24 protein-coding genes are annotated in these 23385 nt (G+C 36.7%); 6 read left to right on the top strand and 18 right to left on the bottom strand.

The window, feature by feature from the left end:
* Window positions 1-317: 317 nt before the first annotated feature.
* The gene (locus tag K364_RS0113955) at window positions 318-1043 is read right to left on the bottom strand and encodes an ATP-binding protein (RefSeq protein ID WP_028308526.1); all 726 of its coding nucleotides are present in this window, start codon (window positions 1041-1043) and stop codon (window positions 318-320) included.
* A gap of 309 nt (window positions 1044-1352) precedes the next feature.
* On the opposite strand from K364_RS0113955, the gene K364_RS24205 reads away from it, so the two are divergent.
* Genes K364_RS24205 through K364_RS0113940 form a run of 3 tightly spaced genes read left to right on the top strand, consistent with a single transcriptional unit; the run spans window position 1353 to window position 3770 of the window.
* Entirely contained in the window at window positions 1353-2726 is a 1374-nt protein-coding gene (locus tag K364_RS24205) for an ammonium transporter (protein ID WP_051534071.1), read from the top strand.
* A gap of 13 nt (window positions 2727-2739) precedes the next feature.
* Window positions 2740-3078 carry a P-II family nitrogen regulator gene (locus K364_RS0113945; RefSeq protein WP_028308525.1) on the top strand — a complete coding sequence of 113 codons (339 nt, stop codon included), beginning with the start codon at window positions 2740-2742 and terminating at the stop codon, window positions 3076-3078.
* A 56-nt stretch (window positions 3079-3134) separates the two neighbouring features.
* The gene (locus K364_RS0113940) at window positions 3135-3770 is read left to right on the top strand and encodes an HAD family hydrolase (protein WP_028308524.1); all 636 of its coding nucleotides are present in this window, start codon (window positions 3135-3137) and stop codon (window positions 3768-3770) included.
* 41 nt (window positions 3771-3811) lie between these two features.
* On the opposite strand, the gene K364_RS0113935 is transcribed toward K364_RS0113940, so the two are convergent.
* The gene (locus K364_RS0113935; protein ID WP_028308523.1) at window positions 3812-5221 is read right to left on the bottom strand and encodes an aspartate aminotransferase family protein; all 1410 of its coding nucleotides are present in this window, start codon (window positions 5219-5221) and stop codon (window positions 3812-3814) included.
* 120 nt (window positions 5222-5341) lie between these two features.
* Here K364_RS0113935 and K364_RS0113930 point away from each other — a divergent pair, with 120 nt between their 5' ends.
* A complete protein-coding gene (locus K364_RS0113930) occupies window positions 5342-5590 on the top strand; it encodes a DUF1657 domain-containing protein (protein WP_028308522.1) in 249 nt (82 codons plus the stop codon).
* A gap of 98 nt (window positions 5591-5688) precedes the next feature.
* Here K364_RS0113930 and K364_RS0113925 read toward each other — a convergent pair whose 3' ends face one another.
* Window positions 5689-7164 carry a TrkH family potassium uptake protein gene (locus tag K364_RS0113925; protein ID WP_028308521.1) on the bottom strand — a complete coding sequence of 492 codons (1476 nt, stop codon included), beginning with the start codon at window positions 7162-7164 and terminating at the stop codon, window positions 5689-5691.
* Between the two features lie 141 nt (window positions 7165-7305).
* Here K364_RS0113925 and hflX point away from each other — a divergent pair, with 141 nt between their 5' ends.
* Window positions 7306-8643 carry a GTPase HflX gene (hflX, locus tag K364_RS0113920; RefSeq protein ID WP_084295863.1) on the top strand — a complete coding sequence of 446 codons (1338 nt, stop codon included), beginning with the start codon at window positions 7306-7308 and terminating at the stop codon, window positions 8641-8643.
* A 139-nt stretch (window positions 8644-8782) separates the two neighbouring features.
* Here hflX and K364_RS24200 read toward each other — a convergent pair whose 3' ends face one another.
* From K364_RS24200 to ltaE, 15 genes are all read right to left on the bottom strand, one after another.
* A complete protein-coding gene (locus tag K364_RS24200) occupies window positions 8783-9766 on the bottom strand; it encodes a diguanylate cyclase (RefSeq protein ID WP_051534070.1) in 984 nt (327 codons plus the stop codon).
* A 105-nt stretch (window positions 9767-9871) separates the two neighbouring features.
* The gene (locus K364_RS0113910; RefSeq protein WP_028308519.1) at window positions 9872-10333 is read right to left on the bottom strand and encodes a divergent PAP2 family protein; all 462 of its coding nucleotides are present in this window, start codon (window positions 10331-10333) and stop codon (window positions 9872-9874) included.
* Window positions 10334-10505: 172 nt separating this feature from the next.
* Window positions 10506-11432 carry an ABC transporter substrate-binding protein gene (locus tag K364_RS0113905; RefSeq protein WP_028308518.1) on the bottom strand — a complete coding sequence of 309 codons (927 nt, stop codon included), beginning with the start codon at window positions 11430-11432 and terminating at the stop codon, window positions 10506-10508.
* 33 nt (window positions 11433-11465) lie between these two features.
* Window positions 11466-12116, bottom strand: a complete 651-nt coding sequence (locus tag K364_RS0113900) for an ABC transporter permease (protein ID WP_028308517.1) — start codon at window positions 12114-12116, stop codon at window positions 11466-11468.
* Window positions 12117-12120: 4 nt separating this feature from the next.
* Window positions 12121-13218 (bottom strand): betaine/proline/choline family ABC transporter ATP-binding protein, encoded by a 1098-nt coding sequence (locus K364_RS0113895; RefSeq protein WP_028308516.1) that lies wholly within the window; start codon window positions 13216-13218, stop codon window positions 12121-12123.
* A gap of 18 nt (window positions 13219-13236) precedes the next feature.
* Window positions 13237-13884 carry an ABC transporter permease gene (locus K364_RS0113890; RefSeq protein WP_028308515.1) on the bottom strand — a complete coding sequence of 216 codons (648 nt, stop codon included), beginning with the start codon at window positions 13882-13884 and terminating at the stop codon, window positions 13237-13239.
* A gap of 340 nt (window positions 13885-14224) precedes the next feature.
* Window positions 14225-15229: an ornithine cyclodeaminase family protein gene (locus K364_RS0113885; RefSeq protein WP_242841706.1), complete on the bottom strand. Its 1005-nt coding sequence runs from the start codon at window positions 15227-15229 to the stop codon at window positions 14225-14227.
* 217 nt (window positions 15230-15446) lie between these two features.
* Window positions 15447-15998 (bottom strand): RNA polymerase sigma factor, encoded by a 552-nt coding sequence (locus K364_RS24195; protein ID WP_051534069.1) that lies wholly within the window; start codon window positions 15996-15998, stop codon window positions 15447-15449.
* A 50-nt stretch (window positions 15999-16048) separates the two neighbouring features.
* The gene (locus tag K364_RS24190) at window positions 16049-16618 is read right to left on the bottom strand and encodes a DUF2179 domain-containing protein (RefSeq protein ID WP_084295859.1); all 570 of its coding nucleotides are present in this window, start codon (window positions 16616-16618) and stop codon (window positions 16049-16051) included.
* Window positions 16619-16818: 200 nt separating this feature from the next.
* Window positions 16819-18096, bottom strand: coding sequence for a nickel-dependent lactate racemase (gene larA / locus K364_RS0113865; protein WP_028308513.1), 1278 nt, complete (start codon window positions 18094-18096; stop codon window positions 16819-16821).
* 58 nt (window positions 18097-18154) lie between these two features.
* The gene (locus tag K364_RS0113860; protein ID WP_028308512.1) at window positions 18155-18478 is read right to left on the bottom strand and encodes a YbjQ family protein; all 324 of its coding nucleotides are present in this window, start codon (window positions 18476-18478) and stop codon (window positions 18155-18157) included.
* A gap of 19 nt (window positions 18479-18497) precedes the next feature.
* Window positions 18498-19076, bottom strand: a complete 579-nt coding sequence (gene yfbR, locus K364_RS0113855; protein WP_028308511.1) for a 5'-deoxynucleotidase — start codon at window positions 19074-19076, stop codon at window positions 18498-18500.
* Between the two features lie 96 nt (window positions 19077-19172).
* Window positions 19173-19763 (bottom strand): 3'-5' exonuclease, encoded by a 591-nt coding sequence (locus K364_RS25745; RefSeq protein WP_051534068.1) that lies wholly within the window; start codon window positions 19761-19763, stop codon window positions 19173-19175.
* The gene (locus K364_RS0113845; protein ID WP_028308510.1) at window positions 19760-20959 is read right to left on the bottom strand and encodes an MFS transporter; all 1200 of its coding nucleotides are present in this window, start codon (window positions 20957-20959) and stop codon (window positions 19760-19762) included. The genes K364_RS25745 and K364_RS0113845 overlap by 4 nt, the downstream gene beginning before the upstream one ends.
* 167 nt (window positions 20960-21126) lie before the next feature.
* Window positions 21127-22164: a low-specificity L-threonine aldolase gene (ltaE, locus tag K364_RS0113835; RefSeq protein ID WP_028308509.1), complete on the bottom strand. Its 1038-nt coding sequence runs from the start codon at window positions 22162-22164 to the stop codon at window positions 21127-21129.
* Between the two features lie 195 nt (window positions 22165-22359).
* On the opposite strand from ltaE, the gene K364_RS0113830 reads away from it, so the two are divergent.
* Entirely contained in the window at window positions 22360-22716 is a 357-nt protein-coding gene (locus tag K364_RS0113830; RefSeq protein WP_028308508.1) for a hypothetical protein, read from the top strand.
* The last annotated feature ends 669 nt before the right edge of the window (window positions 22717-23385 follow it).

Genomic DNA, 23385 nt, shown 5'->3' with positions numbered 1-23385 from the left:
AAAATAAGACAGAGGAACCACCCCTAGTCTTCCCAATCTGTTTTATATTGATTAATATACCCATAATAGGGTATAGCAAGTTTCATGCCATGATGAATAAGTAGTAATATTAAAGGAATTCGCGTATTTTTCATTTCTTATTCTTTTATTAAGATGCTTATTTTTTTGCACTAAAATTATTTAAAAAGCTGATATTATTAGAGATTACATCTATAAGGCATTTTTTGTTTAGGTGCATGTTTTTTTGCATTAAAAATAGCGCATGTGTAAGACATGCACTATTTTTAATAAATTCTACAGTATTAAAGTATATTTTTCTAACTAATGATTTTTCCTTGAATAGAAATAGTTTTAGTCTCTACTGGTATTTCCTTGCCTGATTGGGCTACTGCGTGATTAACAATGCTGTTTAATCCTCCGCAGCAGGGAACCTCCATACGAGCAACAGTTATTTTGCGGATATTATTGGATTTTAGTATCTGTGTAAGCTTATCTGCATAGTAATTTCCATCATCTAATTTTGGACATCCAATTGCAATGGCTTTGCCTTTTTGCAGCTGATGGAAATTTCCGTATGCAAAGGGTGCACAGTCTGCTGCAATTAACAATTCTGCATTTTCAAAGTAAGGTGCATTTACAGGTACTAGGCTCAGCTGCACTGGCCATTGTCTTAAGGTAGATTTTACTTCTGCAGTCTCACCCTCTTCAGTATCTTCCTCTACTTTATCTTCAAACATTCTACTCATTGTTCCCGGGCAGCCACATGGGATTTTGTGTCTATCCTGCGGTTTAGCCTTATTCTCCAATTTAGCAAGGTGTTCCTTTACAGCCTCTTCATCAAATTCATCTGCTTCTCTTTCAATTATTTCAATTGCTCCCAATGGACATTCTCCCAGGCAGTCACCAATCCCGTCACATAACTTATCTTCTAAAAGCTTTGCCTTGCCATCAATAATTTGAATTGCACCTTCATGACAGGCTGGTATACAAAGACCACATCCATTACATTTTTCTTCGTTAATGCTAACTATTCTTCTAATCATTTTTAATATCTCCCTTCTCTTATCTCTTATATTTGAGTTGATTTTCTTGACTTTATTATAAGCAAATACAGGAACTAACTCTGTGACATTAATCACAGGTTAAAAAATTATTTATAAAATTATTATAAATGTAGTTGACATGAGGCCATGTCCAAATATATAATCTAAAAAAACAATAGCACAATGAAGTGCTACATATCAAGGACAAAGACGTCCACAAATTCAGGTAAAGATGCCTGTTAATTTGTGGGCGTTTTTTTGTTTTTTTCCAGAGGATCCTCAAAAACTACTAACTTTGGAGGGATTTACATGTTACGAAATTTTAAAATCTTTTTAAATGCTTTGCTCCTTGTGCTTCTGCTCTCTAGTTTTAGTGCGGCTGACAGTGGAGAAATTAATGAAATGAGGGTTGCGTTAGATACCATGTTTGTACTTTTTGCCGGTTTTCTTGTGTTTTTCATGCACGCAGGCTTTGCAATGCTAGAATGCGGTTTTACCCAGGCTAAAAATACTGTGAACATACTAATGAAGAATATTTCTACCATATCAATAGGAGCCATGTGTTTCTTTTTAGTAGGCTTTGGTATTATGTTTGGCAGCAGTCAATTTGGGTTTCTTGGAAGTGATGGATTTGGTCTTAGTTTTAAAGGAGAGGTTGATTTTGGAATTCCTATCATAGCTTTCTGGTTCTTTCAAGCAGTTTTTGCTGCCACAGCTGCAACAATTGTTTCAGGTGCTATTGCAGAAAGGGCCAAGTTCTCTACTTATTTAGTGTTTACCATTGTAATCACATCACTAATCTACCCCATAGTTGGACATTGGACCTGGGGTGGAGGTTGGTTAGATCAATTGGGATTTATGGACTTTGCCGGATCAACTATTGTTCATAGTGTGGGGGGCTGGGCAGCCCTTGTTGGAGCCTTTCTTCTGGGCCCAAGAATTGGCAAGTATACTGCTGCTGGTAAGGTTAACCCCATACCTGGTCATAATATACCATTGGGCACCCTGGGTGTATTACTGCTCTGGTTTGGCTGGTTTGGCTTTAACCCTGGAAGTACTTTAAGTCCCTTTGATCCAGGTCTTGGACAAGTTGCAGCAAACACTTTAATTGCAGGAGCAGCTGGGACCATAAGTGCACTTATATTTACATGGATTAAGTATAAAAAGCCTGATATAACTTTAACTTTAAACGGTTCTTTAGCTGGATTAGTGGGTATTACCGCTGGTGCAGATGCTTTATCCATTGTTGGAGCAATATTAACTGGTCTCATTGCTGGTGTAATTCTTGTTATAGCTGTTGGATTATTTGATAAAATGCTAAAAATTGATGATCCTGTTGGTGCCATATCTGTACATGGAGTATGTGGAGCTTTTGGAACAATTGCTGTGGGCTTGTTTGCTGTTGAAGGCGGTTTATTCTACACCGGCTCGTTGACCCTTTTGAGTATACAAATAATTGGGGTTTTGGCAGTAATGGCATGGACTGTAATAGTTACATTTGTTGTCTTGACAATAATAAAAGGATTAATTGGTTTACGAGTCTCAGAAGAAGAAGAAGTTGATGGGCTAGATGTTAGTGAACATGGTGCTAAAGCTTATAATGACATTGTTGGCAGTCCTGCATATTCGACCAGCATAACTTCAGATTTAGCAAATACTTCTATGACAATAAAATCTATTTAAGGGGTGATTAAGTATGAAAAAGATTGATAGCATAATTAGACCTTCTAAAATTGAAGATGTCAAAGAGAAACTAAATAACATTGGTGTTACTGGCATGACTGTTAGTCAGGTTCTTGGCTACGGAATGCAAAAGGGACATAAACAGGTTTACAGGGGAAACGAATACAATGTAAATCTTTTACCTAAGGTGATGATATCTATTATTGTTGCAGATGACATGGTAGATAAAGCTGTAGACAGCATCATAGAGGGAGCTAGAACAGGAGAAATTGGTGACGGGAAAATATTTATCTATAATGTGGAAGAAGCTATACGAATTAGAACTGGAGAAAAAGGTCAGGAAGCATTATAATAGGCAGGGGGAGCACCCCTACCTATTCTTTTTTATCAAAGGAGTGTTTTAAATAGATGTCATATAAAGGTGTAATTTTTGACCTTGATGGAACTATTTTAAATTCCACCCAATTAAATGTTGATTCCTTTCAGTATGCTTGCGAGATCCATCTTGGCAAAAGGATCGATGAAAAAAAGCTTTTAAAAATGTATGGTAAACCTCTTTTAGAGCAGATGAATTATTTTTGCCCTGAAAAAGCTGAGGATTTAATTGCTGCTTATAGAGAGTTCTCTCAGAAATATCATGATGAAGTCATTGCCCTTTTTCCCGGTGTTGAGGAGCTCCTTGAACAGCTAAAAACCAACGGGCTAATTATTGCCCTTGTGACTTCTAAATCCAAAGCTGCGGGAAAACAAAATCTTGAGTTTTTCAACATTGAACACTATTTTGAACATCTAATCTTCTTAGAGGATGTTGAAAAACATAAACCCCATCCAGATCCCTATGAAAAAATGATAAAACTAATGGGATTAAAACCTTCAGAAATTATTTCCATTGGCGACAGCCCCTTTGACATAATGGGAAGCAAAAGGGCTGGATTGACCACTGTACTTGTTGGTTGGACTACATTTAAAACTGAAGACTTCATAAATTGCCAGCCAGACTATATAGTAAATGACTTTAAAACATTTTCAAAAATGCTTATTTAAAAAACAACCTAAATCTTCTTCAGGTTGTTTTTTTCTTTCCGCTATTTTTTTAATAGAGAGCCAATTATGCTTTTGGAGCTGCTTAATGCTAGCTTGATGACACTCTTGTTGGATGAAAAGGTTTTATTCAGGGAGTTTATAACATAATCTAATTCTTCATAGGTTACTGTTAATGGAGGTTCCAGCCTTATAACATTTGGATTGTTAATGGTATAGGCTGTGATAATATTATGCTTGTTAAGGAGTTCGCCTGCTACAAGGGCTCCAGTATACTCCTTTGTTAGTTCGCTAACCTTGCCTCCTGTCAGCTTGTCCAGGACTGATTGTTCCTGCTGAAACTCTATTCCAATGAGCAGACCCTTTCCCCTAACATCTTTTATTAGAGCATACTGGCTCTTTAATTGAGCAAGTCTTTCCAATAAATAATTTCCCTTTTCCCTGGCTTCATATGCTAAATCCCCATCAAGAAGTACTTCCAGGGTTGCCAGGGCTGCTGCTGCCGCCCAGCTGTTGCCTCCAAAAGTAGATGTATGTAAGGTAGCCCTATCAGTTGAACCGTAGGATTTTTCCCAGATTTCCTTAGTAGTTATGAAGGCACCAATGGGCATAATTCCTCCTCCTAGAGCCTTGGCAAAACACATTATATCAGGCGCAATCCCATCCCATTCAGAGGCAAACATTTTTCCTGTCCTGCCAAAGCCTGTTTGAACCTCATCCACTATAAACAATGCTTCATATTTTGTACACAGCTCCCTTGCAGCTTTTAAATACCCCTCTGGTGGTAATATTATCCCTCCCTCACCCTGGATAGGTTCCACAATAAAGCAGGCTGTATCTTTATCTTTTAATGCCCGTTCTAGTGCCTCCAGATCTCCAAAGGGCACTGGCTCACATTGGGGAATTAATGGGTAAAAAGGTTTTTGATATTTTACCCTTCCAGTAACAGATAATGCACCTGTTGTTTTTCCGTGAAAGGATCCTTCACAGTAAATAATTTTCCTCTTGCCTGTATATATTTTTGCAGTTTTAAGGGCTCCTTCTACAGCCTCAGCTCCACTATTACCAAAAAACACATTGGAAAGCTCACCAGGAGTTATCTGGGCCAGATTATGTGCCAGGGCAGCTGCCAAGGGGTTTATGCTGGCCTGAAGGATATTAGGCAGGGATTTAACCTTATCAATTGCCTCTATTACAGCTTGGTGGTTATGACCAAGATTTAGAGAACCGTAGCCCCCAAGAAAGTCAAGGTAGGAATTTCCTTTTTCATCCCAAACCTGTGTTCCTTGTGCACGAGTATATTTTTTATCAAAGTTTAATAAGGCAAGAAGATTGCCTAATGCAGGGTTTACATTTGTATTATATATTTTTTTTATTGTTTCTCTATTTAATTCCAATGCTTCATCAATAGAAATAAGGTTTTCCTTTTTTATCACTTTATCCACCTCTATCATTTGGTATTTTTTGATTTTATATATATTATTTCCCATAAGGAAATAAATACTACGAGTAAAAGTCCTCAACAATGAAAGAATAATAGTGTAGTGCAGAAAAAAAATTAGGAGGATCACTAAATGACAGTTGGTCAAAAACTTCACCAAACCTTAAACAGCATAGATTCTGCTTGTATTCAATTAAAAACTTTTTCCATGGATACCCAAGACCAAAATGCTAAACAGCAGTTTATCAATTATGCTAATCAGTTAGAAAGCATAAGCCAGGGTTTAAAAGGCAGAATTAATTATGCTGAGCAGCAGGAACCCCAGTACAAGCAATATCAGACTTCAGGGCAGCAGCAAATGCAGCAGCAATTCAAAAAATAGTACCTTTAGGAGAAGTAGAAGAGTTAATCTCTTCTACTTCTTATTTAATCTTAAAATATAGTATTCATAATCTGTTAAAAATAGATAACAGTATAATATTAGTTGCTTCTTAACAGCGACATCCTGTCCTTTTTTGAAATAAACACCTGGAAGAGAATTAACATGGGGTAGATTTCCAAACGCCCCATAATCATGGTAAGGGAAAGCCACAATTTTATAATGTTTGGCAGTTCTGCATAGGTTTGGGTTGGCCCAAATAGGCCCATGGCAGGGCCAACATTGCCTAAAATGGCTGCTGATGCTGTAACTGAAGATACCTTATCAAAACCAAATCCCGACAATATTATTGCTGTTACAAAAAAGAATATAAAATACAATAGAAAGAAACCAATTACATTAGATACCACTGAATCCTGTACAGGTATATTATTTATTCTAATTTGGTATATGAGTCTTGGGTGAACCAGTTTTCTAATTTCACCATTGATAAATTTCAGGGCCATGAGCATCCTTACCATTTTAATTCCACCTGTAGTAGAATACTGGCATCCACCAAAAAACATCAAGGTAAATAAGAGCATTTTTACCATGGTTGTCCATTTGTCATAGTCATAAGTAACATGACCAGCACCAGTTAATAAAGATACAATCTGAAAGGTACCAAAGCGAATTGCATCAGAAATATTTCCATAATAGTCGAGGGAAAGGCTAATGATTGCAATTAACAGCCCAATAAGAAGAACTAGCAGATAGCTTCTATACTCTTCATCTTTAAACAACAGTAATGGAGCTCTTTTTGTAAAAACAATATAATACAAGGCAAAATTGCCCCCACCAATAATCATAAAAGCAATAACAACAAAATCAACTAAATGGTTGTCAAATGCCGCCAATCCTGCATTTCTAGTTGAAAACCCCCCTGTTGCAATGCTAGTAAAGGTATGGTTTAGGGCTTCATAAAAATCTAACCCAACCAACATCAAGATTATAATCTCTATTATTGTAAGAGCTATATATACTATCCAAATAGCCTTAGCATATTGGCTTACCCTTGGAAGTATTTTGCTTACTGTTGGTCCAGGGGTCTCTGCTTTTAAAAGACGTGTCCCCCCAATACCCATCTTGGAAATAAGGGCTACAAACACCAGCAAGATTCCCATGGCTCCCAACCATTGTGTAAAGCTCCTCCAGAGAAGCACACTTTTGGGAGCTCCTTCAATATTTACCATGACTGTAGCACCTGTTGTAGTAAATCCTGAAACAGCTTCAAAATAGGCGTCGTACCAGTTTGGCAGGGTTCCAGATAGAATATAAGGAAGGCTTCCAAAAAAGGGTACTATTAGCCAACCCATTGCTCCTATTAGGATGCCCTCTTTATTTGATAAATTCTTATTGAATTCTGTAAATCTAAATATTAGCAAACCTGTAGTAATTGTAATAGCCATAGCAGTGAGAAAGTTTATTACTTCCCCATCTTCGCCATAAAAAATAGCAAACCCCAAGGGAAGGAGCATGGATAAACCTACAAACATCAAGACAATGCCGATAACATATAGAATAGATTTTAATTTCATCAGCTAAACATCCTTCAGTAAAATATTCCTTCATATTCTACCACATTTAAGTAAAATAGAGAACATTAGATAAACGGACTACTTTCTTAATATTTTTGATTAAAAGGTTGTGAAGTTTTTACTAAATAAAATGATTATGTTATGATTAATCTACTGGAAGGGGGTGATTTTATTACTGAGGGTAAGTCTGAAAAAGCAGTACTTGTAGGCATTGAAATACCTGGCAACCATCTAATGAATACTGAAGCATCATTAGAGGAATTGGCTGAGCTTGCTAAAACTGCAGGAGCTGATGTTTTAGATAAATTAATTCAAAAAAGAACCAGACCTGATAGTGCCTACTATATGGGTAAAGGCTTTGCTGAAGAGCTTGGCCTAAGGGTACAAGGATTGAAAGCGAATTTAATAATAGTAGATGAAGAACTGTCTGGTACTCAAATTAGAAATCTCGAAGAAACAACCGGAGTTAGAGTCATTGATAGAACTACACTTATTCTTGATATCTTTGCCCAGAGAGCAAAGAGCAGGGAAGGAAAACTACAGGTAGAGCTTGCCCAGCTTAATTATCGTCTTCCAAGGTTAACCGGGCTTGGCCTTCAATTATCCAGGTTAGCAGGTGGTATAGGAACCAGGGGCCCCGGGGAAACAAAGCTTGAGACTGATCGAAGGCATTTAAAAAATCGAATTAATGATATAAAGAAGCAAATAGCTCGAGTCTCCCAGCAGAGAAGGATAAAAAGCCAGAGCAGAAATCCTAATACACCCTTTATAGTCTTAATTGGCTATACAAATGCAGGTAAATCCTCCATAAGGTATAGACTTCTAAGAGAGGTTCCGGCAGTTGGCCAAAATATCTCTAATGAAGACCAGGGTACAGATAAGCTCTTTGCAACATTAGACCCTACCATACGAGGTATCAGACTTAATAATGGACGTGAGATATTAATTGGAGATACTGTGGGTTTTATTCAAAAGATCCCCCATCAGCTGGTTACTGCATTTAAAACCACTTTAGATGAAGTTTTAGATGCAGATTTGTTACTCCATGTAGTAGATATAAGCAACCCCTTTGTCAAAGAGCAGCAAGAAGCAGTATATAAGGTCCTTGAAGAAATTGGTGCGGTAAAAATCAAAAGAATTACAATATATAATAAAATTGACCTGGTAGATCTTAAAGTGCTGCCTAAACCCCCGGACCAATCTCCCTACTTAGCCTTTTCAGCTAAAACTGGACAGGGATTAAATGATTTATTAGATTTAATAGAAAAAGAACTTCCAGAAAAAAAGGTTATCATAAAAATACTTTTACCTTTTTCCCAGGGTAAGATAGTTTCTGACATACATAATAATTGCAGCATTATTGAAACCAGGTATACTCCTGAAGGAATCTATTTCAAGCTGGAAGTTCCCTTTTATTTTTATCCAGCAATAAAAAAATTCCTTGCGAAGGAATCTATAATCCAAAATTTCCCAGAATAACAACTGCTAAAAATGTTCAAAATATCTACTGAAAGGGTTCGTGATGACCAGCAGTGACTACTAAGTAAGATGTTTTACCATTTTATTAGAGGTTTGTTAGTAGTCATATAGGGGACATTTGCGAATCCTTTCTTGCAGATTATCCAGCACCCTGTTTTTTAAATACTATTTTATTATTATAAATTACTATGGTATTTCGCCCGTTATTTTTACCTTCATACAGGGCAATATCAGCCATTTTAACTATTTCTTGATATGATACTATGTTATTTAAATCAAGTTCACTAATGCCCATTGTAAGTGTTACCCTATTAGATAACGGGCTTTTTTCGTGCAAAATGTTCTTCTCACATAGCATCTCCATGATCCTATTACCCAATTTAACAGATTGATCCGCGTTAGTCTCAGGCAAAATAACAACTATTTCCTCTCCACCATATCTAGCTATAAAATCAGTAGCTCTACATGCAGATCTAAAAATCCTCCCAACCTCTTTTAAAACCTCGTCACCAGCTTGATGTCCATAATAATCATTGTATGGTTTAAAATAATCAATATCAGCAAAAATTAAAGAATACACCCTTTCGTATCTTATTGATAGGTTATGTAATTTTTCCAATTCAATATCAAAAGCACCACGATTCCATATTTCCATAAGTGCGTCTTTTTTTGACAGATGTTTAAGTAAATGGTTTAGCTCTTCTAGCTCCTCATTCTTTTGTCTCAGTTGGTCTGCATAAAATTTAATACTAAGATGGGCACGTACCCTTGCCAACAATTCTGGCATAAATACAGGTTTTGTAACAAAGTCAACTGCACCTGCCTGGAAACCTGAAACTATGTCAGATTTATCTGCTCTAGAAGTAACAAAAATTACAGGAATATCCTTAGTATTCGGCTCCCTTTTAAGAGCTTTACAGACATTAAAGCCATCGGTTTTTGGCATAATTACGTCAAGCAGCATTAAATCAGGCTTTAAATCATATGCTGCCTTAAAACCCTCATAACCATCGTGGGCCTGAACAACATGATAACCCTCTTTTTCGAGCAGTTTAGTTAGGAATATTCTATTAAGTTTATCATCATCAACTATCAGAATTGTAGCTCCAGATTTATATTCCAATATACCCACCCTTAAATCAGCATTGAATCTTAATATTCTCTAAAGTATTCTCTAAATTTTTTATTATTCCTTTCAATTAATGGAAAAATTCATAAATACCTGTAATTAAGCCAACAAGCTTATAAAAACTGCAATTATTATCCCCATAACTCCCCCTAAAATAACTTCCAATGGCTTGTGTCCCAATAGTTCTTTCAATTCCTTCCTATGCTTTAAGGGAGGCTCATTATCTGATATAGACTGTAATAGTCTATGTAAATCCTCTCTAATTTTATTTATTTCTGATGCATGTTTGCCAGCCTGCCAGCGTACTCCTGCCGCATCATGTGCAACAATAAGGGTCAATACTAGTGATATGGTAAAATACGGGCTTTCAAAACCATGGGATATTCCCATGGCTGTAGTCAAAGCAGCAGTCAAAGCCGTATGAGAGCTAGGCATTCCTCCGGTACTAATTAGAATTCCTAGATTTATTTTTCCATCTAAAAAATAATCCAAAATAACTTTTAAAACTTGTGCTAAAATAATGGCAGTAAGAGCACTTAATAACTCGTAATTTATTAGCATTATCTAATGCACCTTCTTTGATTTGTTTTTTTGTTTAGATTACCACAATGTAGCTTCAATTGCATGTAGAGGTACAATTTTTTTAAAGAAAACTTGGCTTTCTAATGCAAAAAAAGGTTGCCTGTCCAAAGAATGAACAAGCAACCTTTTCATTTTTCAATGAAATTTTTCTTTACTTAATTAAGCCATTGTCCTGTAAGAAATCCCTGGCAACCTTTGCAGCATCTAATCCTTCAAGATCTACTAACATGTTAAGCTCCATTAAAGCTTCATTTGTCAAAAGTGCAGACAGCTGGTTTAAAATTCCAGGTATTTCAGGATAAGCATCAATTATTTCCTTGCGAATGGTTGGTGCAGGATTGTATACTGGGAAACAATTTTTATCATCTTCTAAAACATTTAATCCAAAAGCAGGGATCCTGCCGTCAGTTGCAAAACCCACACCCAAATCAGCTTGCTTTTGTCTTAAAGCATCTTCAGTTAGTCCCATTGCTACAAACATTACTTCAACTTTATTTACATCAAAACCATAAGTTTCAGCAAACTTTGGCAGACCGTCTTCCCTTTCATACCACTCATCACGCATGGCAAATTTAAACTTCTTATCTGGGTTGTTTTCAATGTATTCTACAAACTGGGATGTTGTTGTAATTCCAAATTCATCCGAAAAACCAGGTCTAGCCATAAATACATAGGTGTTATTGCCTGGAGCGTAGTCAAGCCATACTACATTGTTTGTTTCTAAGTCCCACTCTTTAACTAACTGATAAGCCTTCTCTGATTCAAATACTGGTTCGTGCTGCATTTGTCTCATTAAAACAGTGCCAGTATACTCATAGTATACGTCAATTTCACCTGTTTCAATAGCTGGTCTTAGAATAGCAGTTTCTCCAAGTCCCACCTCATTTACTACAGGATACCCATGGTTTTCAAGCAAAGCAACTAACATTTCTCCTAAAATTATACTCTCAGTAAAGGTTTTGGATGCTACAGTAATGGAAGGTCCCTCAGCATCTCCACCTTTGCCGCCACCACACCCTGTAACTACGAGTGCTAGGATTAGTAAAACAGTTACTATAATACTTTTTGTTATCCTCATCTAACTACCTCCCTATCTAAATATTATTTATAATTAATCCACATCAACTACCGGCCCAGGAGGTCCAAATCTATGCTCAATTATGTTCATAAATCGGTCTATTAATATTGCCATCAGGGCTCCAAGACCTGCACCAACTATTGTAAATTCGGGCCAGTTCATGTTTAGACCTGCAATTATTAACCTGCCAAGCCCTCCTGCACCTATTAAGCCTGCCAAGGTGGCAGTACTTACAGTAATTACTGTGGATGTTCTTATGCCTGCAAGTATTACTGGAAGAGCCAAAGGAAGCTCAACCTGAAAAAAAACCTTTGTTGCACTCATACCCATTCCTCTAGCAGCCTCTTTAACATCAGGGCTAACCCCTGCTAACCCTGCTATAGTATTTCGTGCTATTGGCAGCAGGCCATAAATGACCAGGGCATATAATGCTGATTTAAAACCTAATCCTAAAACTGGTAAAAATAATGCTATAACTGCAAGTGGAGGTATAGTTTGCCCGGCATTTAAAACTGCCATAACTGGGTCTGAAAACCTCCGGCTCATTGGCCGTGTTAAAAATATGCCAATTGGTAAAGCAATGGCAGTTGCTACTACAAGTACTATACCTACTAAAATAAGGTGTTCCACAATGTGTTGAGGAGCTCTTTCAAATAAAGCCACCAATAGGCGATCTTTATTCATAAGATCAACCTCCAATCTTACTTACGTGTTTTTTAAGCTCACGCCAGGTTAACATACCAATAAGCTTTTCACCATCAAGAATTCCAACAACATCAGTATCTTTTTCTAACATGGCAGCCAATGCGTTGTTTAGAGGTTCATAAACCTGAACAAATGCAGAGTGACCTTTTATTACTTCTTCAATAGTACGGTTTCCCAAATCCTTCAATTCTTCTGCAGTAATAAAACCAACTGGCTTGTTCTCTCTGTCAACAACAAAGCAAACCATATGCTTTTCCAATCTGTTCCTAATAATAGCAGCATCAATTTCTTTTACCGTACATTCAACTGACTCCATTAGATGACTGCATTTGCTTAGGCCAAGCATTTTAACCCCTCTATCTGCACCAACAAATTCTGCCACAAAGTCATTAGCTGGAGAAGATAAAATTTCTTCAGGGGTACCATATTGAACAATTTGTCCTTCATTCATAATTGCAATTTTATCACCCATTTTTATAGCTTCATTAATACTATGGGTAACAAAGCAAATAGTTTTCTTAATATCCTGCTGTATCTTTAAAAACTCATCCTGCAAATATGACCTTACAAGGGGATCAACGGCACCAAAGGGTTCATCCATTAGCATTATTGGAGGATTAACCGCCATGGCTCTTGCTACTCCAACTCTTTGCATCATACCTCCACTAAGCTGATACGGATACTTATCACGTACTACCTCAGGGTCAAGTCCAACCAGGATAAGGAGTTCATCAACCCTTTTTGTAATTTTGTCTTTAGGCCATTTTAGAAGCTTGGGTACAATTGCAACGTTGTCTTTAATGGTTTTATGAGGCAGTAATCCAATCTGTTGAATTACATAACCAATATTTTGTCTAAGTTCATCTGGATTTTTCTCCATGGCATTTTTCCCATCTATATAAATACTTCCAGATGTTGGCTCTATTAACCTATTAATTAACCTTAATGTAGTACTTTTACCACAACCAGATGGTCCTACAAAAACGCAAATTTCTCCAGCCTTAACATGCAAATCAATGCCATTAACTGCAGGTATTTTCTGGCCCGGATATTTTTTTGTTAACTTCTCTAATCTAATCAATTTTTGCTCCCCCCTACACTAACTATTAACCCTTAAGCCAGGAGAAATAAGTCTTTTCTCAATCTTACCTAAAATAAAATCTAGGGCTAATGATATAACAGCCACTATTATTGCTCCTACAAGAATCATGTCATAATTGGACCTTGTAATTCCATGCTGAATAAGTCTTCCCAAGCTCTGTACTCCAATGAACGTTGCAACAGTAGTCATGCCAGTTGTGAGAACAACTGTTATTCTAATACCAGCAAATATTACAGGTAAGGCCAGGGGTAATTCTATTTCCCAAAAAATTCTCCAGGAAGACATTCCCATACCCTTTCCAGCTTCCAAAACTGACTTGTCAACGGACTTAACACCTTTATATACATTCCTTAGTAAAGGCAGCATAGCATACATCACAAGTGCTGTGGCTGCCGATTTGATGCCCAACCCCAGGAATGGTATTGTTACAAATATACTAAATAATGCCAGACTTGGAATACACATAAATAAATTTGCTATGCTTAAAGATATCTGTGCTAAACGTTCATTCCTGGTGATAATAATGCCAACGGGAATCCATAATACTAACGATATAGCAACAACGATAAGTACTACATGGAAATGAACTTGGGCATAGGTAGCTATACGTTCAGTATTATTCAAAAAATACCCAATTGGGTCCATGCATTCACCCCCTCCCCCGTCATTAATGAGTGAAAGTCTAACCATAACATATTGTTAAGGCTTTAAATTATCATAACAACTACAATGTGGCATTACAATAAAAAACATTATCCAATAAACAGTATGCTAACCTTTAAATGCAATTATTGTTCCACCCAATGCAAGAACCAATGAACTGGTATTTTCTTTGTATTATTGGGAATAGTTTTATATATCAAAATTCTCTTGGTGCATATTTTTTGGCATCTTAAGACTGGTTGGCCATGTTCTGGGTTTATTCTTTTGATATTTCTGCAAATTATTTTGCAGTGCAAAAATAACATCTAAATTTCAGGTTTTTTTAGTGATAATTAATAACTGTACCCAAGCCTAGTTTTTTTGCCTTTTCATAAATTAAATGTCCCAATGCTATATCATTTAAAGATAGGCCACGATGCCAAAATAGGATTCTTTCCTCATCACTTTCACGACCAGCCTTTTTACCAGCTACAATTTCACCAAGTTCTCCATGCAGGGTTTCTAAAGAAAGCTTTCCTGCATCAACATGCCTTCTTAAGCTTCCAAATTTACCACCTTTGCACTGTCCCCAATCATCCACAACTAGCTTATCCATAACATCTGTCAAATCAAACTCAACTGCACTAATTGTTCCATAAGGAACAACAAATGTTCCAGGCTTTACCCACTCTGTTTTTAACAGCACCTCAGGTTCTATTAACCTGGTGGCCTCAACCATTATATCCGCTCCCCTTAGACACTCCTCACTTGTTTCTACGGCTTTAACAGGTTTTCCTAAATAATCACTTAGTTTAGCTGCAAATTCATTTCTTGATTCAGGTCTCCTGCTGTTAACTCTTATTTCCTCAAAATCAAATATTTCATCTAATAGAACTACATTCCACCAAGCTGTACCCCTTGAACCCAGGTGCCCCAGCACCCTGCTATTTTTATTGGCCAGGTATTTTGCTCCAATAGCTGTTAGGGCCCCTGTTCTCATTGAGGTGAGTTCTGTGGCATCTACTATTGCTATTGGTACACCTGTTCTAGGATCATATAGGTTTAATAAGGCCAGTTCTGAGGGTAAGCCTTGTTTATAGTTGTAAACATAATCTCCAACAACTTTTACTCCAGCCATATTAATAGGCTCTATATAACCTCTTAATATATTAAAATGTCCATTAAACTCGGGATTGGGGATAAGATGTTCTCTTGGTTCAATGACAACTTGACCATTTCCCTGGGCAAGTAAACTGGCTTCTACTGCATCCATTATTTCTTTATTAGTCAAATTTAACTTCTCTATGTCATTTCCAGTTATAAATAATAAATCAATTGACTTTTTCAAAATCAGCACTCCTTCTTTCTTTAATATTAGTTTTAAATCCTAGAATACTCTCTCCCACGTCTTAATAAATAAGAGGAATGCTCTCCTCAGAGTAACACCCCCCTTGCATATAAATATTTTACTGATCAGTTTTTTTATCTATAAATTAGACACAGAAGTTATCAAAAATACTTCAATTTAATTCAATTAATTAGTAATAAATATTTTTAAGCTAAAATTAGAAAAGTACTTCGTTATCATTTTGCATTAAATAGCTTTTTACCATCTGTCTACCCCTGTATAACCTGGTTTCTACTGTTCTAGCCCTCAGTCCCAGGGTCTGGGCTATTTCTACATAAGACATGTTGTTATGGTAATAGAGCTGTAAAACATCTCTATATTTTTCCGGCAGCATGTTAAATGCTTTCTTTACAGCAGCTAAATTTTCTTTTTTTAGATACATTTCCTCAGGCGTGTTGCTTTTACCATCTCTAATATCGGTTTCATATAGTAATACAGTCTTATTAGATTTGCGCAGCCAGTTTTTACACCTATTACTGGCTATAGCATACAGCCATGTACTAAATTTGCACTGGTTCTTAAAATTAGGAAGGGCGTTATATGCTTTAAAAAATACTCCCTGTGTTACTCCCTTGGCATCCTCTGGATTACAGCCCATTTTGCAAATAAATGTATATATTTGTTTTTCGTACCTTATTACAAGTTCATCATATGCATTATTATCTCCAGCTAACACAAGCAAGATTAGTTCCTGATCACTTAAATTCACTAACCCAACCCCTGTCATAATATAATTAATACTCATGCATATGATAACATTTATTGCTGCACTTTTTCAACTGACTCCCGTTTACCATGTTTATCAATAATCTTGCTGCACACATGTGTCACCTTTTTGGCTAAAAATCCACCTGAAAATCTGGTAGGTTCAAAGGCTATAATGAAAGCTTCCGGGTCAAAATACTTAACAGTTTCTTCAAGTCTGTCACAGCATTTTCTTTTAGCCAATATATTTAAAACTAATCTTTGACCATCTCTACCTTCTGCCACCCAACTGGTAACGCCAAAACCCTGTTCCCTTAATATATTTGGCAGGCCTTCTGACAGGTTAGTAGTTATAACTTGAATTTGGGTAAATCCTAGAGCCATTTTATGTTCAATATAACTTCCAAGTATAATACCAAAACCATAGCTAGCACAATAAACTATTAAATTAAACATATTATCTAGATTAGATAATACAATTGACAGCCCAGATATATAAATAAAAACTTCGATAACACTTATTACTGCCGCTACCTGGGTTTTACCCCTTACAACAAATATGGTTCTTAAAGTAAATAATGTCACATAGGTAATCTGGATTAAAAATATAATTAATAAAATCATGTTATCCCTCCATCCCTTTAATCTAAATCCCTATTGTGCAGAAAAAAGACCTTTGCCATGAAAAATGGCAAAGGTGTCTATCGGAATAAATTGCTCACCACAATTATACTCCCTAAATTTTACATTGTCTAGTATATAAATAACTCCAATATTATTTTCCCAGGTCAATTGTTACATTACATATTCAATAAACCCCTGCATTATTCACAGGGTTTTATTGTTATTCCAACGCCATCAGGTATCACAGTGACTACTGCATCCCTTCCCTTTTCTGCTATAGCCATTTCAAATGCCGCTTCTAAAGTAGGTGCAAATTCCATATGCATGTTCCTTACATACTGGGCAAGTGATGGATCAGTTACCAATATTACCTTATGCTTTAAAAGCACCCTTGCAAGTATTTGTGACTGCCACTGATCGGGCTCTGTTTCACTGTTAGGTGTTTCCATAATTTTTTCCATGGTTTCTTTAGGAGAAGAAGCATCAGCCATTTGATGATAAAATTTATCCCCTCCTAAGCCTTCCCTACAGCCTGCCACCATAATGATAATTGCTCCAGACTTAGCAGTAGCTTCTGCAGCAGTCATACCCTTAACTGCCTGGTACACATTTTGATCCAATGGATAACCACCATTTGTACTAACAATTATATCCGCGGGGATTGGTTCGACAGCAGTTAGCTTTTCTACAAATTCACAGCCTTGTTCATGGGCTTTTATTGGATGTCCAGCTACACAATGAATAATTTCCTTTTTTGAATTGATTATGACATTTACTATAAAAGCTAACTTAGACTGCTCCACAGCCCATACCATGTCTTTATGTATCGGATTATTTTTTAAAATACCTGTTCTAGCATGGGGACTATTTATAAAGTCGGAATTATGGTTAAAAAGTACAGTTTTATGTGAAGCAATACCTGGCAGAACACTTTTTCTTCCCCCTGAATACCCAGCAAAAAAGTGAGGCTCAATGAATCCTTCGGCTAATAACAAATCAGCTTTCATGGCAAGCCTGTTAATCCACAACTCACCACCTGATGGTAATATGCCAAGGAAAACCATGTCTTCGTCCTTTTCTGCCAGGTGGTTTACTACAGATACCTGCCTTAAAACCTCTTCACCAAATCTAAGGGAAATCTCCTCGTCACTCATGGGCCTGTGCATTCCGGTTGATATTAATAAAGTAATTTTAGCATTTTCATTGACTTTTCTTATCTCAGATAAAATCAGCGGCATGGTTATATGACTTGGGACAGGCCTGGTATGGTCGCTAGTGATTATAACTATGTTTTCTTTATTTTCAGCAAGTTTGCTCAAGGCTTCTGAGTTTATTGGCTCAGATAAAGCTTTTTCCACTATTTCTTCCTGTGTTCCCTCTGGTTTAAACCCACTTGAAGGAGGATTCAGCAGGTGTACTTTCTCACTCTCAGGCAGGGGTAATTCCAAAAAACCTTTATCATATGGAAGAAGTATCATTTTATCACCCTTTCACAATAACTGTTAATATAACAGTCATTATCTTGTTAAAAGCTTATTAATTGATGTTTCTTAGCTTTACTGCAGTCCCATAAACTAGTATCTCAGCTGCTCCCTGCATTATATTAGAAGTAGCAAATCTAACATTAATCACAGCATCAGCACCTAAATCACTAGCCTCCCTAATCATTATGTTTTCTGCGGCTGTCCTGGCCTCATTAAGCATTTCAGTGTATCCCTTTAATTCTCCACCAACTATTTGCTTCAAAACCGCGGCAATATCTTTTCCAATGTGCTTTGCTCTTATTGTGCTGCCCCTAACAATTCCTAAAATCTCACTTGCCTCCTTTCCTGGAACTTCACTAGTAGTGGTCAAAATCATATTTTTACCTCCAATCAAATTAGTTTAATTCATCAAGGGTTAAAGAAAAGCTTCCAACATAATGTTCCATAAAATATTGTACTTCAGGCAGGTCCATGTTGTTAATAGCAGCTAAAATGATCTTTTCTGCCTTGGAAAACTCCTGGTTCCCTGCCTTAAGTTCTTCTAAACATTTAATATAGGCAGAAATCTTATCTGCAGCCTTAACAATTTTCCAATGCTCCTTGTCCCCTTCTTCTATAAAAAGTAATGGTTGGTAATCCTCCCGCATATCTGGAGCAAGCATATTTAATAATTTTTCTTTAGCTATTTCTTCAATTTCAGTATATGCCCTTTTGATTTTGGGATTAAAATATTTAATGGGAGTAGCTAAATCACCTGTTATTACTTCACCAGCCTCGTGAAATACAGCAAGGACCAAAACCCTTTCAGGGTTTAAATCACCGTTAAACTTCTTATTCTTTATTAAAGCCAGGCCATGGGCTATCATAGCTACCTGCAAGCTATGCTCTTGAATATTTTCTGTGTAAGTGTTACGCATCAAGCCCCAACGGTTGATCAGCTTCATCCTGGAAAGATATGCAAAAAAATGACTCATAAACCTCCTCCCTTTCTCTCATGCTTCCTTCACATTGCCTTCATATTATCTTTATGAATAATGTTTACCAAGTACCTTTTCCCCTTTATAGATTTTTTAGCTGAGCATTTTTAGGCATTTTATGTATATTTCTGCTGCAGCTGCTGAATCAGACATTGATCTATGATGGTTTTCTAGTTTTATCTGCAGGTAGTCTGATACAGTATTTAGTTTATGATTATCTAAGTTGGGGAACATTATTCTACTTATTTGCAGGGTATCTATAATGGGGTTGCAAATTTTAACAGCAAACCTTTGAGCAGTATGCCGTATAAATCCCATGTCAAAGCTTGAATTATGAGCTACAATTGGACTATCCTTTAAAAAAGCAATAAATTGAGGAAAAACAATCTCAATTTTCGGAGCATTAATAACCATGTCATCTGTAATTCCTGTTATATCTGTAATTTTTCTGGGAATTGGCATCCCAGGATTTATTAGAGTGTGAAAGGTTTCCACAGCTGTTTCGTCTACAAATCTAATGGCTCCTATCTCAATTATCTTTGCATATTTGGGATTAAAGCCTGTGGTTTCCAGGTCTAGTGAAACAAACTCTCCATGATGTTTTTCCGCTATCTTTCTTTTATGACTATGTTTAACATCCGCCTTATGTATATTAACCGGGTTTTTCAAAACATGTGAACTCATCTTCCCACCTCGTTTTGTGCTTTGCTGTCACATCTTTTTGGCGCGAGCAGCAAAATGACTGTTATAACTACAATACTGCTCCCTGTAACTACAAAGGAAAACTGCATGCCTATAATGGCAGCTAATGTTCCAAAGACCAAAGAGCCTAATGCTACAAAGGTATCAATTATACTTTCTTGAATAGATAGGACTGTACCGCGCATCTTGTCCTCTATTAAATCAATTAACCAGGCAATAAAAGCTGCAATCCCACCAGACCAACCAATCCCAGTGAGCAGCCCACTAATAATTATGGTTGCTGGCACAATGGGAACAAAGGCTAGAACAATAAGACCTACTCCAAGAATTATAGCTGCCGGCCAAACTATTGCCTCTCTCCCGTATCTATCTGAGAGGTATCCAGCACTAATATTAGCCAGAACTCCCGAAATGCCAAAATATGTAAAATATATGCCAGGGTTAACAGCTTCACTTACCTGGGAAATATAAAGAGACGCAAAGGTCAAGATAGCTCCATAGCAGATGGATGTTAAAGCTAATCCAGCATAAATGGGCCATAATGCTCTATTTTTGAACACTGTATAAATACTGTTCATAAACCTCGTATTAGCACTAACAGCTAAGGGTGGTGCCTTGACAAGCATAATTAAACCAAGGGCTATAATACCCCCTATAAATGTTAAGACAAACCAGTAATTGTATCCATGGTTTTTGATAACCTCAAGAGCGCTAACAGGGCCTGTCAAAACTCCCAGGGTAATAATTAAGCGGTACATGCCTATATAAGTTCCTCGCGATTTTAATGGTGCCATGTCTGCAACCAGAGAACTTCCACTGGACAAAAAAGTTGCCAGAGCAATGGATTGGTAAAGACGGGCCAACGTCAAATGCCACACCTCAGAACTCAGCATGAAGAAAAGTCCTGATGTTGCAAACACAAAAGTCCCTATTAGCAGGGGAAGCTTTCTCCCCTTGCTATCAGCCAGGGGTCCAAAATAAAACCTTAATATTACAGCAAAAATAAAAAACAATGTGGTTTGCAGACCAGAATCAAACTCATTGCCGCCCAACTCAATGACATACATGGGCAGAATAGTTAAGGATGTAAAAAATATAACAAATACCATGTAAGCCGCTATGAAAAACATAATCAAAGAGCTATAAGATTCCTTTAGTTTCAGCTTCCACTGTTCCATGGTTTCACCCCTAATGTTATACTGCTATTATGAATAACATTCGTCAAAATTTAACAATTACCTTTATGTTTATTTCTATAGCTTTTTCAATTTTGTTTTTCATAAACTCAATTTGATTCCTGTTTAAAATTCTGCACCTTGCTAGGCTCATATTTTCCTCTCATATTTTAAAGGTCAAGAATGTCAGATGCTAAATTTTTAATAATAATACTAGCCTGTATTATATGTTCTTTAGTAATGTCCTTATGGGTAACAAAACGAACCACCCTGGAGCTTACTGGTACCGCCTTGACACCCGCTTCAGATAACTTGCCCACGAAAGAACCAGCATCCATATTCAAACCACTAATGTCAGCTAGTAGAATATTTGTCTGTACTCGGGATAAATCCACCTTTAATCCATCAACAGATGATAAGTGCTGTGCCAGCAGCCTGGCATTGTCATGATCTACAGACAATCTATCAACCGTTTTTAGGGCGATTAACCCTGCAGCTGCTAATATTCCAGCCTGGCGCATGCCTCCACCCATGGCCTTTCTATATTTTCGTGCAGCATTAATGAATTCCTTACTACCGGCTAATATTGAACCTACTGGTGCACCTAACCCCTTGGAAAGGCAAAACATTACAGAATCACAGTTTTCTACTAGCTCTTTTACATCACAACCTAGAGCAATGGCTGCATTAAAAATTCTTGCTCCATCAAGGTGCACAAATAATGACATACTATTGGCAGCCTTATATACTAACCTCATATCCGCTACAGGCATAACAGTTCCAGAGCCAATGTTAAAGGTGTTTTCCAGGCATAATAGTCTACACCTTGGTGCATGTATATTAGGTTCACGGTATGCACCATACAATTTCTTTACAGTATCCCCTTCAAGTAGATTGGGTATGGTTTTTAACTGAACTCCTGCAAACATGGAGGCAGCCCCTACTTCATATAGGGCAATGTGAGATAATTCGTCAACTATAATCTCATCTCCCCGCAGGGTATGTGTTAAAATTGCAATCTGATTGCCCATTGTTCCAGTAGGCACAAATAAAGCTGCTTCTTTTCCAGTTATTTCTGCAGACATCCTTTCAAGCTCATTTACAGTGGGATCTTCACCATATACATCATCACCCACAACTGCTTTTGCCATGGCTTCTCTCATTTCCTCACTAGGTAATGTGACCGTATCGCTTCTTAAATCAATCATATTCTCTCTCCCTGAATTAGTAAATTTATCTATGCAGTTGATTTCTAGATATGTTTCTCAAATCCTTCTCATTTATTCTGCAATAAAAGATGTTTTGCGTTTTTAATTGATAAAAGTTACTATTATTAATTTAGAACTTATGGTAAAATATATTTACGAAGCTTAACTAAATATACACAAAGGGGGGGAATTGTTATGGTTAAATTTAAAACCGTATTGAAAATATATTTGATAATATTTATATCCCTGATCTTTTTGACATCTTGCGCACAAGAACGAGCCAGGGAAGATGTAAATACAGATCCATATCAAGTTATACACTCTGACGAGAGAAGAAGCTGGAGCTTTGATGCTGCCACCATGGAATTAGTTGAAGATGAGGAATTAGGCATTTCTTACATAAATGTATGGATAAAAGTAGAGTACAATGAACCTGTACCCTCTGGTGGTATAGATATAATGCTCTGGCATTTGGATACTAATGTTAAACAATATAAGATTTCTGACAGCTATGCGTATAATATTTGCGATGGAGCACTGGTAGAAAGCTGACCTCTTAATTTCTCTGATGTCTCGTGGAGACATATAAGTCCTGGAAATCCAGAAGAGGTTATCTACGAAACCATTTTGGGGTATTTCAATTAATTCACTAAATTTCTTTTAAGCCCTAAAAATAAATGAGTAAAGGGTAGGCTCTATTCCTTAACTTCAGGAATGTGCCTACCCTTTACTCTCAAGAACGTACTGCAATTTAGCCTTCCTTTCTCTTTCTCCCCTGATTTTATTTTCCAATAATCAGTCTTTAGCTCATTACTTCTAAGCTAAGGCTCTTGCCTGCGATTTGCCCTTCTAGTCCTACGACTAGTAGTTAAGATTTAACTCTCACTCACTAATAATAGATGAACCTTAAACTTACTTAATACTTAAATCAATCTTGCCTTAAGCTTAATTAACCTTCATATAAAGTAACTTTGGTAAACTTGCTAATCCCAACTTTCTTAATTTGTTCTAAAACTAACATCCTTCATAATAGTGGAGTTAAAATCTTCTCTTTTTTGGCCCTCGCAAGACCATCAACTGTTCAGGGGAACTAGTAAATATTACTTACTAGTTAATTTTATTGTAAATAGTAATATGTCGTTTGTCAATATGTTTTTTGAATTTTTTTTATTTTCATATTGTCTGCTAATTTACACAGCTAGCTGTTATATTTTTCATATT

Source organism: Desulfitibacter alkalitolerans DSM 16504 (assembly GCF_000620305.1).
GTDB classification, from domain to species: Bacteria; Bacillota; DSM-16504; order Desulfitibacterales; family Desulfitibacteraceae; genus Desulfitibacter; species Desulfitibacter alkalitolerans.
The sequence above is the reverse complement of the archived record's forward strand: the minus strand, read 5'-3'. Positions and strand labels throughout refer to the sequence as shown.